The 15,165-nt window shown below is 37.0% G+C and carries 13 protein-coding genes and 1 riboswitch; of the genes, 1 reads left to right on the forward strand and 12 read right to left on the reverse strand.

Annotation, left to right across the window (positions count from 1 at the left end):
• Positions 1-17: 17 nt before the first annotated feature.
• The 11 genes from ACFSQJ_RS12275 to ACFSQJ_RS12325 all read right to left on the reverse strand — a co-directional run bounded on the left by ACFSQJ_RS12275 (position 18) and on the right by ACFSQJ_RS12325 (position 12,936).
• Positions 18-830 (reverse strand): head GIN domain-containing protein, encoded by an 813-nt coding sequence (locus tag ACFSQJ_RS12275; protein ID WP_377767274.1) that lies wholly within the window; start codon positions 828-830, stop codon positions 18-20.
• A gap of 8 nt (positions 831-838) precedes the next feature.
• Entirely contained in the window at positions 839-1,939 is a 1,101-nt protein-coding gene (locus ACFSQJ_RS12280) for an acyloxyacyl hydrolase (protein WP_377767275.1), read from the reverse strand.
• Positions 1,940-1,999: 60 nt separating this feature from the next.
• Positions 2,000-2,953: a methylenetetrahydrofolate reductase [NAD(P)H] gene (gene metF / locus ACFSQJ_RS12285; protein WP_377767276.1), complete on the reverse strand. Its 954-nt coding sequence runs from the start codon at positions 2,951-2,953 to the stop codon at positions 2,000-2,002.
• Positions 2,954-3,114: 161 nt separating this feature from the next.
• On the reverse strand, positions 3,115-5,838 hold the full coding sequence (gene metH, locus ACFSQJ_RS12290) for a methionine synthase (protein WP_377767277.1): 2,724 nt from the start codon (positions 5,836-5,838) through the stop codon (positions 3,115-3,117).
• Positions 5,839-5,841: 3 nt separating this feature from the next.
• Positions 5,842-6,837: a homocysteine S-methyltransferase family protein gene (locus ACFSQJ_RS12295; protein ID WP_377767278.1), complete on the reverse strand. Its 996-nt coding sequence runs from the start codon at positions 6,835-6,837 to the stop codon at positions 5,842-5,844.
• A 78-nt stretch (positions 6,838-6,915) separates the two neighbouring features.
• A riboswitch (SAM riboswitch) is annotated at positions 6,916-7,017 on the reverse strand.
• A gap of 152 nt (positions 7,018-7,169) precedes the next feature.
• Entirely contained in the window at positions 7,170-8,231 is a 1,062-nt protein-coding gene (locus ACFSQJ_RS12300) for an NAD(P)/FAD-dependent oxidoreductase (RefSeq protein WP_377767279.1), read from the reverse strand.
• A gap of 12 nt (positions 8,232-8,243) precedes the next feature.
• Positions 8,244-8,822 (reverse strand): precorrin-2 dehydrogenase/sirohydrochlorin ferrochelatase family protein, encoded by a 579-nt coding sequence (locus tag ACFSQJ_RS12305; RefSeq protein ID WP_377767280.1) that lies wholly within the window; start codon positions 8,820-8,822, stop codon positions 8,244-8,246.
• A complete protein-coding gene (cobA, locus tag ACFSQJ_RS12310) occupies positions 8,822-9,589 on the reverse strand; it encodes a uroporphyrinogen-III C-methyltransferase (RefSeq protein ID WP_377767281.1) in 768 nt (255 codons plus the stop codon). The genes ACFSQJ_RS12305 and cobA overlap by 1 nt, the downstream gene beginning before the upstream one ends.
• A complete protein-coding gene (locus tag ACFSQJ_RS12315) occupies positions 9,582-11,672 on the reverse strand; it encodes a HEPN domain-containing protein (protein ID WP_377767282.1) in 2,091 nt (696 codons plus the stop codon). Before ACFSQJ_RS12315 ends, cobA begins: the two co-directional genes overlap by 8 nt.
• A gap of 67 nt (positions 11,673-11,739) precedes the next feature.
• Positions 11,740-12,366, reverse strand: coding sequence for a phosphoadenosine phosphosulfate reductase domain-containing protein (locus tag ACFSQJ_RS12320; RefSeq protein WP_377767283.1), 627 nt, complete (start codon positions 12,364-12,366; stop codon positions 11,740-11,742).
• 159 nt (positions 12,367-12,525) lie between these two features.
• Positions 12,526-12,936 carry an RrF2 family transcriptional regulator gene (locus ACFSQJ_RS12325; protein WP_377767285.1) on the reverse strand — a complete coding sequence of 137 codons (411 nt, stop codon included), beginning with the start codon at positions 12,934-12,936 and terminating at the stop codon, positions 12,526-12,528.
• A gap of 174 nt (positions 12,937-13,110) precedes the next feature.
• On the opposite strand from ACFSQJ_RS12325, the gene ACFSQJ_RS12330 reads away from it, so the two are divergent.
• Positions 13,111-13,944 (forward strand): sugar phosphate isomerase/epimerase family protein, encoded by an 834-nt coding sequence (locus ACFSQJ_RS12330; protein WP_377767286.1) that lies wholly within the window; start codon positions 13,111-13,113, stop codon positions 13,942-13,944.
• Between the two features lie 42 nt (positions 13,945-13,986).
• On the opposite strand, the gene ACFSQJ_RS12335 is transcribed toward ACFSQJ_RS12330, so the two are convergent.
• The gene (locus tag ACFSQJ_RS12335) at positions 13,987-15,153 is read right to left on the reverse strand and encodes a trans-sulfuration enzyme family protein (protein WP_377767287.1); all 1,167 of its coding nucleotides are present in this window, start codon (positions 15,151-15,153) and stop codon (positions 13,987-13,989) included.
• Positions 15,154-15,165 lie beyond the last annotated feature (12 nt).

Here is a 15,165-nt window from a genome sequence, read left to right on the forward strand (position 1 = left end):
ATTAACCCTAATTGCAATCAATTTCTAAAAATCAATCGACCCTCGAAAATCTCATCGACCGATACCTCTGGAGGCCTATTAAGGCTTATTACATTACCATAACCTCGGATTACTCCGCTTATTCGCTGTTGCGGATTAACCAAAATATCATTGGAACCACGATGGTTAACACCTATATTTTGTGCAACTAAATCTTCGGCTTCTATTCTAGAATCTCCTGCTGCTATCGTTACATTAAAATTATTGGTTATCCCCGACAGTTTAAAAAAGGCGATTCCATTTACAACAATTGCGACAGTTTCTGAAGCCAATTCTAAATCAAATGAACCATCTGTTGTTTCCGTTTCAGGATTATTAAAACTTTCAGATACTAAACTGAGATTTGGATAATTTAATACACCGTCACTAGAAATTAAAAGGCCAGTACTACTCCTTATTTCAGAAATGTTTGGTGAAGTAACATATATTGTTGTTAAACCATAATCACGAACGTAATTACAGTTATTTTCATTTCTAAGTATCAAACGGTTTTCTTCTACTTTTGCGGTAACCTCGTTCAATAAAAATTCACCAGTTTCAATCTCTATCTGTTGGGCATCTCCTTGTTTTAAAACTAAGTTCAAGTTTTCAAAAACGGTAATTGTTGTAAACTGAGGAACTTCAACCTGAACTCGAACGATGTCTCCGGCATTTTGAAAACAATCTGGGGCTTTTTCGGAGTTACAGCTTAAAATAAAAAGAGAATTGGCCAATACTAGAAATACCCAGAAAAGGTCTCGACTCCGCTCGACCTGACCGTCACTTCCGATTAAAAATTTATTAGCTGACATACGTATATCTATAATCGTATTCCTATTCCAAATTCAACAGCTTCCGCAGCGGCCGCATGCGATTTTAGTGTGATGCTGCCAAATACCTTATCACCAAAATAGCGTTTTAAGCCCATTCTATTATACACCTTTCCTTCAAAATCAAAAGGATAATACACATAATAACCTAATTGAGTGACCACACTTAACTTATTGATAAAAAGCTCATGGCCTAAAAATACCCCCACACGTTTAAAATCGGTGTCGGGAGCTACGTCAAGCTCAGGAAATGAAATGCTTTGAAAACGAATCAAATCTTTTAAAAAATTAGAAAAGAAAATATCCGCTCCGAATTGAATAGCACTTTTTCGACCTAATCTTTTGTCCGCATAAGCAGAGAAAATCGCAAATCCATATTGCCCTGAATTGATAACATCACTCTCGTTAACGCCCCCTCTTAAAACAAGATTGTAGCGAATAGGTTCCGAAATTTTTTCTTTAAATTGTTTTGGCTTAAAATCATATTCGACACCTCCATCTAAATCATAGGTTATGCCAAAATTAAGCGCGGCGGTATTTGTAGATGTATTGGGGGCCCTAAAATTGGCATTTGAGTAATGTATTAACGAAAGCCCAGCTTTAAAACCTAAACCGGCAATTAAATTCTCTTTATGATAATTCAACATCAACATTGTAGAACTAAGCAAGTGAGAACCATAAGCATTATTTCTAAAATTAGTTTCCCTATCATATGGGTTGGTATTATACGCAACACCCTGCGCTATTCGTAACTGAACATTACGTTTTAAAAAGTAAAAATTATAATGGGCATAAAGTCCGAAATGCTTACCCAAAACAGGATTCTTCATATCTTGATAAGCAAAGGTAAACCCACTATCAGGGTATCCAAACTCAGACTCCCAAGCTTCATCTCCATACCGTTTTCTATTAAAACCCAATATAAACCCGACCGGGTGTTCGGTTATCAAGTGAGATATATCAGTATTGTGCAATAGAATTGAGCCGTTAAACTGGCTAAGATCTAAAACAAATTTCTTTGGTATTTCAGGACCCTGAGAAAAACCAAAGACAAAAAATCCTAAAAATAGGAGTGATAGTAGGTGCTTCATGAAGCGTAAAAGTACCAATTAGATTTGAGAGTAGTAAAGTCTAATTCTTTAGAACAACCATTAAAATACCTCTTTTGCAATGGCGGCGATATTGTCCGATTTGCCCATCGAATAATAGTGCAGAACGGGAACACCGGCATATTTTAGCTCCTTAGATTGCTCAATTGCCCAATCAATACCCACCTTTCGCACCTCTTTATTCGTTTTACAATCGTCAACCGCATCAATTAAATCTTGAGGCAGGTCTATTCTAAAAACTTGCGGTAATAGTTGTAAATGTCGCTTGACCGCAATGGGTTTTATGCCTGGGATAATAGGAATAGTTATTCCAATTTCTTTTGCGGCCTCTACAAATTCAAAATACTTTTTATTGTCAAAAAACATTTGCGTAACCACATAATCGGCTCCGGCATCTACTTTTTCTTTCAGTCTTTTTAAATCTGATTTTAAAGAAGGAGCTTCTAAATGCTTTTCAGGATAACCTGCGACCCCAATACAGAAATCTGCACAATCATCGGTTTCAATAACTTCATGTAAATATTTCCCACAGTTTAAATCTTGAATCTGTTTTACCAAACTTATTGCGTAAGGATGGCCTCCTTTTGTTGGTTCAAAATACTTCTCTTCACGCATGGCATCACCTCTCAAAGCCATAACGTTATCAATACCCAAATAATGACAATCTACCAACAGGTACTCCGTTTCTTCTTTAGTAAAACCTCCACAAAGCACATGCGGAACCGTGTCAACATCATACTTGTGTTTTATAGATGCACAAATACCTACAGTGCCTGGCCGCATGCGAGTCAATTTTTTGTCCAATAAACCATCCCTATCAATATAAACGTACTCTTCACGTGAGGTAGTTACATCAATAAATGGAGGCTTAAACTCCATCAATGGGTCAATGTTATTATACAATTCTTGAATATTGCGCCCCTTTACCGGTGGGATAATTTCAAAACTAAAAAGGGTTTCCCCTTTGGCTTTTTTTAAATGGTCTGTTACTTTCATATATGCTGAACTCGTTTCAGTATCTATTTTACTTTCTTTAAGGGCGTTACCTAAAGGTCGGGCTTTCGGTAGTCGCTCTTTCTTTTAACTCAACTGCGCTCGATATGACAGAAAAGGAGCTTCAACAAAACCTCAATCCCTAACGTATCTTTATCTTAAAATCAATCATCTGCAATATTCGGAGCCAACCATTTTTTAGCTTTTTCCAATGCTATTCCTTTTCTTTTTGCAAAATCTGCTACTTGATCTTGTTTTATTTTACCCAAACCAAAATACTTAGCCTGCGGGTTAGCAAAATAATACCCACTTACACTGGCAGCTGGCCACATGGCCAAACTTTCTGTTAGTTGCACACCAATAGTTTCTTCTACTTTGAGCAATTGCCATATGGTCAACTTTTCTAAATGATCCGGACATGCAGGATAGCCCGGTGCGGGGCGTATGCCTTTGTACGATTCATTAATTAAATCCTCGTTACTTAAATCTTCATTGGCCGCATAGCCCCAATGTGTCGTTCTAACTTCTTTGTGCAAGTATTCCGCAAAAGCTTCCGCCAAACGATCAGCTAAGGCTTTAACCATAATGGCATTATAGTCATCCAGATTTTTTTCATATTCAGCGGCTAGTTCTGCAGTACCAAAACCAGTGGTCACACAAAAACAACCTATATAATCTTGTTTTCCACTTTCTTTGGGAGCGATAAAATCTGCCAATGCATAGTCTGGAACGCCTTCTCGCCGCTGCAATTGCTGACGGAGGGTTCTGAATACAAAGGCTTCATTCTTTTCCTTGTTCTCGACTTCGCTCGAACTGACAGAAAGATTTATTTCAATATCATCCTCATCAATTGTATTTGCAGGAAATAGCCCAAAAACAGCTTTTGCTTTTAACTGTTTTTCTTTAATTATTTTACTGAGCATTTCTTGAGCATCAGCATAAAGTTCACTTGCTTGTTTACCTACAACTTCATCCGATAAAATATCAGGGTATTTTCCATGTAAATCCCAGCTTCTAAAGAAAGGTGACCAGTCGATAAAATCTACAAGTTTTCCTAAATCGAAATTCTCAATTACTTGAACTCCTAATTTTTTGGGCTTTACAATTTCCGCAGTATTCCAATCTATTTTAAACTTATTGGCACGAGCCAACTGCAAAGATTTGTATTCCTTTTTCTTAGTACGTTTTAAAAACTTATCTCTAAACGCTTCATAATCTAGTTTTAGATTTTCTTTATAAGCATCTGAACTTTCTTTTTGCAATAAATCTCCGACCACGGTTACAGCTCTAGATGCATCATTAACATGTACTACTGCGCTTTTATATTGAGGGTCTATTTTTACAGCTGTATGGGCTTTGCTAGTTGTTGCTCCACCTATTAATAAGGGCACTTGAAAATTCTGACGTTGCATCTCCTTTGCCAAAAAAACCATTTCATCAAGTGAAGGGGTTATTAATCCGCTTAATCCAATAATATCTACATTATGTTCGATAGCGGCGTAAATAATTTTTTCTGGAGGTACCATTACCCCCAAATCCACAATTTCATAGTTGTTACAGGCTAATACTACACTCACTATATTTTTTCCAATATCATGCACATCGCCTTTAACTGTTGCCATTAGAATTTTACCTGCTCCTTTTGCATCAGTTAACTGAGGGTTTTTAAGTTTTTCTTCTTCAATAAATGGTTCTAAATACGCCACAGCCTTTTTCATGACTCTTGCAGATTTTACCACTTGTGGTAAGAACATTTTTCCACTGCCAAACAAGTCGCCAACGACATTCATACCAGTCATTAAATTGCCTTCAATAACTTCAAGGGGTTTTGTAGCTTTTTGGCGGGCCTCTTCAATATCTTCAATTATGTATTGGTCTATACCTTTAACTAAGGCTCTTGTTATTCGGTTTTGCAAGGGCTCTTCGCGCCAAGACAAATCAACCGTACTTTCTTTGGTCTTACCAACTACGGTTTCCGCAAAATCGAGCAAACGTTCGGTAGCATCGTCCCGTCTATTTAAAATAACATCTTCTACATGAGCTAATAAATCTTTTGGAATATCATCATAAATTTCAAGCATCGCTGGATTTACAATACCCATATTCATACCTGCTTTTATGGCGTGATATAAAAAGACTGAATGCATGGCTTCACGTACCGGATTGTTCCCTCTAAAAGAAAAAGAAACATTACTCACACCGCCACTTACACTGCAATGCGGAAGATTGTTGCGAACCCAGCGTGTGCCCTCAATAAAATCGATAGCGTTACGTCTATGTTCCTCCATTCCTGTTGCCACCGGAAAAATATTAAGATCAAAAATGATATCTTCTGGTGCAAATTTTACCTTATCTACTAACACGTTATACGAGCGTTCTGCAATCTCTATACGTCGCTCCAAGTTATCTGCTTGGCCAACCTCATCAAAAGCCATTACAATGACCGCCGCTCCATATCTTTTAATCAATTTCGCCTGACGGATAAATTCCTCTTCCCCCTCTTTTAAACTAATGGAGTTTACCACACATTTGCCTTGTACCACTTGCAAACCTGCTTCAATAATCTCCCATTTAGAACTATCTATCATAATAGGAACACGGGCAATATCGGGTTCTGCAATAACTAAATTCAGAAACTTAACCATGGCATGTTTACCATCAATTAAACCATCATCCATATTAATATCGATGATTTGAGCACCGCCTTCAACTTGATGACGTGCCACTTCTAAAGCTTCATCAAACTTTTCTTCTTTAATAAGCCTTAAAAACTTCTTTGAACCAGCAACATTGGTGCGTTCACCTACATTAATGAAGTTGCTATCTGGTGTAACAAGTAAAGGTTCTAAACCAGAAAGTTTTAGATATTTTGGTTTTGCTTCTTTCATTAATTAGATTTCTATAGTCAATTTTCTTGGCTCAAATTGCTTAACCACCTCGGCAATAGCAGTAATATGTTCTGGTGTTGTTCCGCAACAACCCCCAACGATATTAACTAATCCTTTTTCTGCATACTCTTTAATTTGAGAAGCCATCTGTTCTGGGGTTTCATCGTATTCACCAAAAGCATTTGGCAAACCTGCATTAGGGTGGGCACTAGTAGCGTAATCAGATTTTGCAGATATTACTTCTAAATGCGGTACGAGCTGTTTAGCACCTAAGGCGCAATTGAACCCCACAGAAAGAATGGGTATATGTGAAATTGATATTAAAAACGCCTCAGCCGTTTGACCAGATAATGTTCTCCCAGAAGCATCAGTGATAGTCCCGCTCACCATAATAGGCACTTCGATACCGCGTTCTTCTTTTACCTCTTCTATAGCAAAAAGGGCTGCTTTAGCATTTAAGGTGTCAAAAATAGTTTCAACCAACAAAATATCTGCACCGCCATCTAATAAGGCCTCTACTTGTTGTTTATAAGCTATCCGTAATTCATCAAAAGAAACCGCTCTATAACCAGGGTCGTTTACGTCTGGGGACATGCTTGCCGTTTTATTGGTTGGACCAATACTCCCTGCCACAAAGCGCGGTTTGTTTGGTTCTTTAGCAGTAAAATCTTCTGCAACTTTTTTGGCAATTCTGGCCGACTCATAGTTTAACTCATACACCAATTCTTCCATATGGTAATCTGCCATGGCTATAGTCGTACCTGAAAAAGTATTGGTCTCTACAATATCTGCCCCCGCAGCAAAATATTTACGATGCACCTCTACAATAGCTTCTGGCTGGGTCAGCGATAATAAATCGTTATTCCCTTGTAAGGGATGCTCCCAATCTTTAAAGCGCTCTCCTCTAAAATCTTCCTCGGTGAATTTATAGCGCTGTAACATAGTGCCCATAGCGCCATCTAAAATCAATATTCTCTTATGTAGCAAATCCTTAATCATAATACGATTTTTACGCAAATTGCGTAATTATAAAATTGTAAGTATCAAGTAAGGAAAAGGAAAGAATAGCTTTCATTTAGGTTATCTAATCCCAATTGGGTAGAATGTAGCACCTTCTTTACAGATAAAGGGTTGCTAAGGCTTCATAGGGTCTATTCCCTCCGCCTTTCTTGATAACAATTCAGTTTTTTAATGAACTAGGTACAAATTAAAGCCACAGATTACTCTTAAACAAATTAATGCCCCTTTTTTTGGCTATTCTTTTAAATAAAAACCCTCTAATCAGAAAATCGATTAAAGGGTTAATTGCTAATAAAAATTAGGAACAAAATTTATACTATACTTTGAACAACCTCTTTTTTTGCTTCTTTTTTAGAACCATCAAAACCTTCCACACCGCCAACAGTTGTGTATTTCATAACAAAGCGTTTATTAGGATGTATAATTTGATATGCGTATTGACACATTACAGCAGCCTCATGAAAACCAGATAAAATCAGCTTTAATTTACCCTCGTAGGTGTTTACATCTCCAATAGCAAAAACTCCAGGAATATTGGTCTGATAATCTTTGGCATTATTCACTTTAATTGCATTCTTTTGAATTTCTAATCCCCAGTTACCTAGTGGGCCTAATTTTGGAGATAGACCAAATAAAGGAATAAAATTATCTACCTCTAAATAGGTCTCTCCTTTATCTGGATCATTATGTTTAATGACCACTGCTTCTAATTTTTCATCTCCATAAAGCTTCTTCACCTGTGCTTCGGTAAACAATTTTATTTTGCCAAGTTTTGCTAACTCTGATGCTTTTTCAACGGAGTCTAATGCCCCTCTAAATTCGTTTCTGCGATGTACCAAAGAAACTTCTGAGGCAACATTGGTTAAGAAAATAGCCCAATCCAATGCAGAGTCACCGCCACCTGCAATGACAACTTTTTTATCTCGATATACCTCCGGGTCTTTTACCATATAAGCAACCCCTTTATCTTCGAATTCAATAATATTATCAATTGGTGGTTTACGTGGTTCAAAAGAACCCAAGCCCCCAGCTATTACAACTACCGGTGCCTGATGTTGTGTTCCTTTATTGGTACTAACTATATAAGAACCATCCTCTTGTTTATCCAAAGTTTCTGCTCTTTCCCCCAAGGTAAAACCAGGCTCAAAAGGCTTTATTTGCTCCATTAAATTATCCACCAAATCACCAGCAAGAATTTCAGGGAAAGCAGGAATGTCGTAAATCGGTTTTTTAGGATAAATTTCTGAACATTGCCCTCCTGGTTGAGGCAAAGCATCTATTAAATGGCATTTTAATTTTAATAAGCCTGCTTCAAAAACGGTGAACAATCCTGTTGGACCAGCACCTATGATGAGTATATCTATTTTAATCATTTTTGCTTCTTTTTATGCACTTTTTACTAATTCTTCAGTGATTTCATTCATTTTATCCACTTTTTCCTCAAAATCTCCTTTAATTGTTTTTCTAAAATCATTCAAGTTTTGAACCATTTTATGGATATCATCAGGGATAACTTCTTCAAAAAATTGACGCAGTCTTTTTGCTGTTGTTGGTGATTTTCCATTTGTAGATATTGCTACTTTTACATTACCCTTGGTAACAATACCTCCCATATAAAAATCACATAATGGTGGGTTATCGGCAACATTTACCAACTTATTTTGCTTTCTGCAGTCGTTATATACTTTTTCATTTACCTGAGGACTATCTGTAGTTGCTACTACAATGTGTTTTCCATTTAAATATTTTCTGCTATATACCTTTAAAACTATTTTGGCGCCAAACCTTTTAGCTAAGTCCAAGGTCTTTTTTCTTATCATTGGAGTAACAATTGTAACCTTTGCGTCTGGACTTGATTTAGTTAAAAAATGTAGTTTTTCTTCAGCTACAAACCCACCACCAACAATCAACACCTCTAGTTGAGCAGTTTTTAAAAAAATAGGATATAAATTGTTTCTTTCCATTATACCAAAATTGATTCTTGTGCGTGTTTGTTTTTTAAAGCCAGTAGTTGTGTTCTGTGATGTACAACTTCACCAATAATAATAATCGCAGGATTGGACAGCTGTTGCTCCCTTGCCTTGGATTCAATCGAAGCAACAGTGCCAATTCCTATTTTTTCTCTTTCTGTTGTACCTTCTTGAATTATGGCTACTGGAGTTTCTGATTTTCCTTCCCCCTTGAATAAGGCCATAATTTCAGTAAGTTTCGACATTCCCATTAGAATGACAATAGTCGCACTTGACTTAGCTGCTAAGGCAATATCATTTGATAGTTTATGCTCTTTTGTAGTGCCTGTTATTACCCAAAAACTCTCAGAAAAACCTCTTTTAGTGACTGGGATGTGCTGATTTGCAGGAACTGAAAGTGATGATGAAATACCTGGTACTACAGCGACATCGATGCCATATTCCGCGGCATATTGCATCTCTTCGGCTCCTCGTCCGAAAACGAACGAATCGCCTCCTTTTAATCGAACTACATGTTTTCTTAACTGACCTCTTTGTAAAATTAGCTCGTTAATTTGCTCTTGTTGATAGGAATAACATCCTTTGCGTTTACCAACAAATATCTTTTCTGCGTTTGGGGCATAATTCAACAACTCAGTATTGATCAATGCATCATACAAAACAACATCTGCACTTTGCAATGCCTTTATTGCTTTTAAAGTAATTAATTCTGCATCTCCAGGACCAGCTCCAACAACGGTTAATTTACCTTTCTTAAGCATGTGTCAATTCTGATTTTCTAAACTCTGTCACCTGATTCAAATAGGTTTTTGCATCGGCTAAATAGCTTTTTGCAAATGCCTCCGTAGGCTCGTTTTTATTTAATTGAAGTACCAATGTTTCAAATCCACCGCCGATAGTCAATCTTCCCGATTGAACAAATTTTTCATCAAAATCTCTAATGATACTTGCATGCGTATTTACTTTGGTCTTCTCGGCAGTAAGTAAAGCCTTTGCAGAGTTGACCATAGATGAGTATGAGTGATAAATACTAGCCGCCCATCTACCTTCACCAAGTGTTTCCGAGGCTTTTTGCAGTTTCTCTTCGCTTTCAAAGAGTAGAGTTGCTATTAAATCGATAACCACACCAGCACATTCACCAATACCAATCGCTTTTTCATATTTTTCTGTATTGCCCCAATCGATAAAATCTTCTTGAGTCAGGTTTTCAATAACCGTCAACGGTTTTAGGAAATCGTAGAAATAATGTTCTCCTTTTGACCGATAATAATCAGCATAAGACAAGCCATTTCCATTAGTTTCAAAATCATCTAAAATTAACCTTAGTGCTTCTGGTCCTCTCTTACTGGGTATCTTAACTACCTTATCGGCAAAACGCCCTTCACCATCGCCAATGTTACCACCACCTAATAAAACTTGTAATGCCGGTGCCACTAATTTGTCTTTTGTGCGTATCGACATTCCTTGAAAACCAATATTGGCCATATTATGCTGACCGCAAGCGTTCATACAACCACTGATTTTGATGACAACATCTGAATTACTGATATACTGTGGATACTCTTGTTTTATAATTCGTTCCAATTCTACAGCAATGCCAGTACTACTTGAAATACCCAAATTACAGGTATCCGTTCCTGGGCAGGCGGTGATATCCAATGCTTTATTGTAACCTGCTTCCACAAAACCCAATTTCTCTAATTCCACATAGAAAAAAGGAACTAATTCTTTCTTCACAAAAGGAATCAAGATATTTTGCCGAAGAGATAGTCGAAATTCACCGGCGGCATAGTTTGCTACTAAGTCTGCTAATAGTCTTGCTTTATCCGTATAAAAATCTCCCAGTAAAACTTTAATTCCAATGCCCACATAACCATCTTGTTTTTGAGGGACTAAATTGGTCAGCTTCCATCGCTCAAAGGCTGATTCACCTGCAATTTGCACATGAGGAACATTCACATCGGCCACTGTAACCTTTGGATAAGCCAATGAATCAATTGGCACTGTAGTGTTCGGAAGGGCTTTCTGTTCTTTAGCCAATAATTCTTTAAAACCTTCTAGACCTAAATCTTTAAGCAAAAACTTCATTCTAGCTTTGGCTCTGCTCTTTCTTTCACCATATCTATCAAAAACACGAATGACCCCATCCATTAAGGGAATAATTTTATCGGATGGCAAAAATTCAAAAAGCACATCGGCATGACGGGGTTGGGAGCCCAGACCTCCTCCCAACATTACCTTAAAACCTTTTTCACCATCCTTTATTTTTGCAATAAAGCCCAAATCGTGCATATACGATAATCCAGTATCCGCATCACTTGCTGAAAAAGAAACTTTGAATTTTCTACCCATTTCTTGGCTGATGGGGTTTCTAAGAAAGTAGCGAAATAAGGCGTCTGCGTATGGAGAAACATCAAATGGTTCGTTTATATCTATACCAGCAGTTTCACTAGCTGTTACGTTACGTACCGTATTGCCACATGCTTCACGCAAGGTAACTTCATCACGTTCTAATTCTGCCCATAATTCTGGTGTACGATTTAAATCCACATAATGAATCTGTAAATCTTGTCGTGTGGTAATATGTAAACGACCCGTAGAATATTCATCGGAGACATCACAAATACGTTTTAGTTGTTTTGAAGTAACTTTGCCATAAGGCAGTTTAATACGAATCATCTGAACTCCTTGCTGGCGCTGACCATAGACCCCTCGAGCTAAACGTAGACTACGAAATTTCTCTTCGTCTAATTTACCTTCTTGAAATTCATGTATTTTACGTTCCAATTCTAGAATATCTTTTTCTACAATAGGATTTTCTATTTCTGTTCTAAAACTTTTCATTATTCTATTTTTCCTATCAATTTTATAGATTAATTAGAAATACTAATTTTAATTTATCGTAAACATATTACTGTAGGTGAATGCCACATTCCCTGCTTTCCAAAGCCTTTACAGGGTCAAAATAACTACTGTTCTTAGGAAGTTCATGTGCTTCTAAATAATCATCCAAATCATCATCTGTCCAATAATAAAAAGGACTCACTTTTAAAATACCTTCATTACTTAAGCTCAAAATATCCTTTGCACTTCTCAATGCCGTTTGTCGTATTCTTATATTCGTAAACCAGACCTCAGGTTGATGTTCTGCCAGTGCTCGTCTAAAAGGCTCTAGCTTTACAATATCAGAAAACTCTTTATGACCTGGCTCATCTACGTTTGGGAATCCCAATCGATGTTCAGTATAAGACCTAGTTTCTTTTGGAACATAAGTCTGTAAATTAAGGTTATATCTATTGGTCAAATAGTTAGCATGTTCATAGGTTTCAGAAAGGTTAAATCCAGTATCACACCAAATAACCTTTACCATAGGATCTATTCTTTGAAATGTACTTAATAGCACTGCTGAGTATTTACCAAAACTCGTAGTTACTATTCTTTTATTCGAAAGATTTACCGCCCAACTAATTATTTCCTCAGGTGGAATACCCCTAAACTGCTTGTTAAACCTCGAAATCTGGTCTATTGAAAATTTCATATATTATCCTATAGATTTAATAGGAATTACAAACATAAAACAAATTTCCAATTTTGAAATATAAATTCAAATTAAATTTATGTTAACCCTATAGTTTTTGTAGATTAATAAAATTGCAGACGCTTTTTTAGGAAAATTAAAAAATAGAATTCGAAAAATTTAAGAAATTAAGTCAGCTAGAGTTGTATTCCGGTAGACCTCCAAATTGGCATCGCGTACCTTAAGCATTAATTTGTTTACCGAGCAAACACCCTCATTAGGGCAATCATCACATTTTTCATAGAAGTTGAGACTTACACAGGGTACCATAGCTATAGGTCCTTCCAACACCCGCATGACAGAAGTCATTTGAATGTCTTTCGGTTCTTTAATTAAATAATACCCACCGCCTTTTCCTTTTTTTGAGCCTAAAAAGCCATTTCTACGTAGCGTTAGTAAAATACTTTCTAAAAATTTTTGGGAAATATTTTCTTGTTTTGCAACTTCAGCAATCTGCACAGGTTCCCTATCTGGTTGTGAAGCCAAGAATGTCAGTGCTTTAAGTCCGTATTTCGTCTTCTTAGAGAGCATAAGACGAAGATAGCAAAATTTGTCAAAGCCATGCCAAGCTAATAGCTTACACTGCTCCTCTTTGTTTGGGCTTAGAGCGCACAACTCAAAAAATACTATTTTTAAAACCTAAACAAACTAATTTCTCATTTAATGAAAATTTTTAACCGTAATTTTTCAAAAAGCACCTTTTTAATGATATCATTAATCTTTACCGTTTTATCCTGTACCACAAAATCAAAAATGGGCGGGTTAGCATTATATACCGTTAGGGATGCTATGACAGATGATGCTCAGATGACATTAAAAACCGTATCTGAAACAGGTTATGCCTATGTAGAAGCAGCGGGTTATAAAGACGGAAAATATTACGGTATGACTCCTTCGAATTTTAAAGCTTTTCTTAAAGAACAAAACCTAATACCCGTTAGCACCCACCAAAGCAGTGTGACTTTAGACAATGCCGATATTGAAATGGCGCATGCAAAAGCCGCTGGTTTTGAATATTTTGTGGTGCCGATTCCGCCAATGGGCTTGTTCAATTATGATACTACCACTAATACGATGAGTATGACCGGTGGTGCGGAAAACTTGGCTAATATTCTTGATGAACTGGGCAAAAAAGCGGCTAAAGCTGGACTCAAGCTATTATACCACAATCACGATTTTGAATTCATTAAAGATACCGATGGTATTGTTCCTATTGACTACTTATTAGAAAACTGCGACCCGAAATATGTGAATTTTCAAATGGACCTCTTTTGGGTGACCAAAGCAAAGACCGATCCCCTAGCCTACTTCGAAAAATATCCTGGGCGCTTTAAGATATGGCATGTAAAAGACATGGATAAAGATGGTAAGTTTGCCCCAGTAGGTAATGGCACTATTGACTTTGCCCGCATTTTGGCCGAAAAAGATAAGTCGGGAATGGAATACTATATGGTCGAACAAGACAAAACCTTTACCATGAAACCCTTAGAAGCCATTAAAGTAAGTCATAAGGGTATAAAATCATTTGGGTTTGAGTAAAAGTATCCTTTAGTTTCAAACCCATCTAAAGTCAAAATGAATTTAAGGTAATGCTTGTTGTATATCAGCAATAATATCATCTGAGTGTTCAAGGCCTACTGAGATGCGTACCATACCATCGGTTATTCCAGATGCTAGACGCTCTTCTTTAGTAAGTTTACTATGTGTTGTAGATGCTGGATGCGTTACAATACTCCTCGAATCGCCCAAGTTAGCAGAGAGTGACAATAGCTTGATGGAATCGAAGAATTTTTGACCTGCCTTTAATCCACCTTTTAGCTCAAAAGCAACCACACAACCCCCTGCTTTCATTTGCTTTTTTGCAATTTCATATTTAGGATGCGATTTTAGAAAAGGATATTTTACCCAATTCACTTTCTCATGGCTTTCAAGAAACTCCGCCACTTTTAATGCATTATCACAATGCCTATCTACACGAATTGCCAAAGTCTCCAAACTTTTTGAAAGTACCCAAGCATTAAAGGGAGAAAGTGCAGGACCCGTAATACGCGAAAAGCGATACACTTTATCAATTAATTCTGAACTACCCACTGTGATTCCAGCCAACACGCGTCCTTGGCCATCCATTAATTTGGTGCCTGAGTGAATCACCAAATCAGCACCAAATCGCATGGGTTGTTGTAGATAAGGAGAAGCAAAACAATTATCAATAACCAAAATAAGGTTGTGCTTTTTAGCTATGCCTCCTAAAACCTCCAAATCTAGAACATCAACACCCGGATTTGTTGGTGATTCAGCATAGATTAACTTGGTATTCGGGGTAATCAAACTTTCTATAACATCAAAATCATCAATAGGAAAATAACTGTGGGAGATATTCCATTTCGGAAAGAAGTTATTGAACAAGGAATGTGTCGAGCCAAAAATATTACCTGCGGAGAGAATATGGTCGCCGCTATTCAATAATGCGGCCAAGGTTGAAAAAACCGCTGCCATGCCAGAAGCAAATGCAAAGCCTGCTTCAGCACCTTCCATTTCGCAAACTTTTTCCACAAACTCATTTGAATTAGGATTGGAATAACGAGAATAAATATTTCGGTCTTTTTCCTCAGCAAACGAAGCTCGCATGTCTTCGGCATCTTCAAAGACAAAACTTGAAGTTAGATATAAAGGACTTGAATGCTCTAGAAACTGTGTACGCTCTATTTGCGTTCTTATTGCTTTGGTCTCGAATTTTTTATTATCCATTTTGTGTCAGTC

The organism is Croceitalea marina, from assembly GCF_042684265.1.
Classification (GTDB): Bacteria; Bacteroidota; Bacteroidia; order Flavobacteriales; family Flavobacteriaceae; genus Croceitalea; species Croceitalea marina.

Excerpts from the sequence above, each read along its gene's own strand:
- ACFSQJ_RS12275 (WP_377767274.1), bottom strand. The coding sequence starts at position 830 with ATGTCAGCTAATAAATTTTTAATCGGAAGTGACGGTCAGGTCGAGCGG.
- ACFSQJ_RS12280 (WP_377767275.1), bottom strand. The coding sequence starts at position 1,939 with ATGAAGCACCTACTATCACTCCTATTTTTAGGATTTTTTGTCTTTGGT.
- metF (WP_377767276.1), bottom strand. The coding sequence starts at position 2,953 with ATGAAAGTAACAGACCATTTAAAAAAAGCCAAAGGGGAAACCCTTTTT.
- metH (WP_377767277.1), bottom strand. The coding sequence starts at position 5,838 with ATGAAAGAAGCAAAACCAAAATATCTAAAACTTTCTGGTTTAGAACCT.
- ACFSQJ_RS12295 (WP_377767278.1), bottom strand. The coding sequence starts at position 6,837 with ATGATTAAGGATTTGCTACATAAGAGAATATTGATTTTAGATGGCGCT.
- ACFSQJ_RS12300 (WP_377767279.1), bottom strand. The coding sequence starts at position 8,231 with ATGATTAAAATAGATATACTCATCATAGGTGCTGGTCCAACAGGATTG.
- ACFSQJ_RS12305 (WP_377767280.1), bottom strand. The coding sequence starts at position 8,822 with ATGGAAAGAAACAATTTATATCCTATTTTTTTAAAAACTGCTCAACTA.
- cobA (WP_377767281.1), bottom strand. The coding sequence starts at position 9,589 with ATGCTTAAGAAAGGTAAATTAACCGTTGTTGGAGCTGGTCCTGGAGAT.
- ACFSQJ_RS12315 (WP_377767282.1), bottom strand. The coding sequence starts at position 11,672 with ATGAAAAGTTTTAGAACAGAAATAGAAAATCCTATTGTAGAAAAAGAT.
- ACFSQJ_RS12320 (WP_377767283.1), bottom strand. The coding sequence starts at position 12,366 with ATGAAATTTTCAATAGACCAGATTTCGAGGTTTAACAAGCAGTTTAGG.
- ACFSQJ_RS12325 (WP_377767285.1), bottom strand. The coding sequence starts at position 12,936 with ATGCTCTCTAAGAAGACGAAATACGGACTTAAAGCACTGACATTCTTG.
- ACFSQJ_RS12330 (WP_377767286.1), top strand. The coding sequence starts at position 13,111 with ATGATATCATTAATCTTTACCGTTTTATCCTGTACCACAAAATCAAAA.
- ACFSQJ_RS12335 (WP_377767287.1), bottom strand. The coding sequence starts at position 15,153 with ATGGATAATAAAAAATTCGAGACCAAAGCAATAAGAACGCAAATAGAG.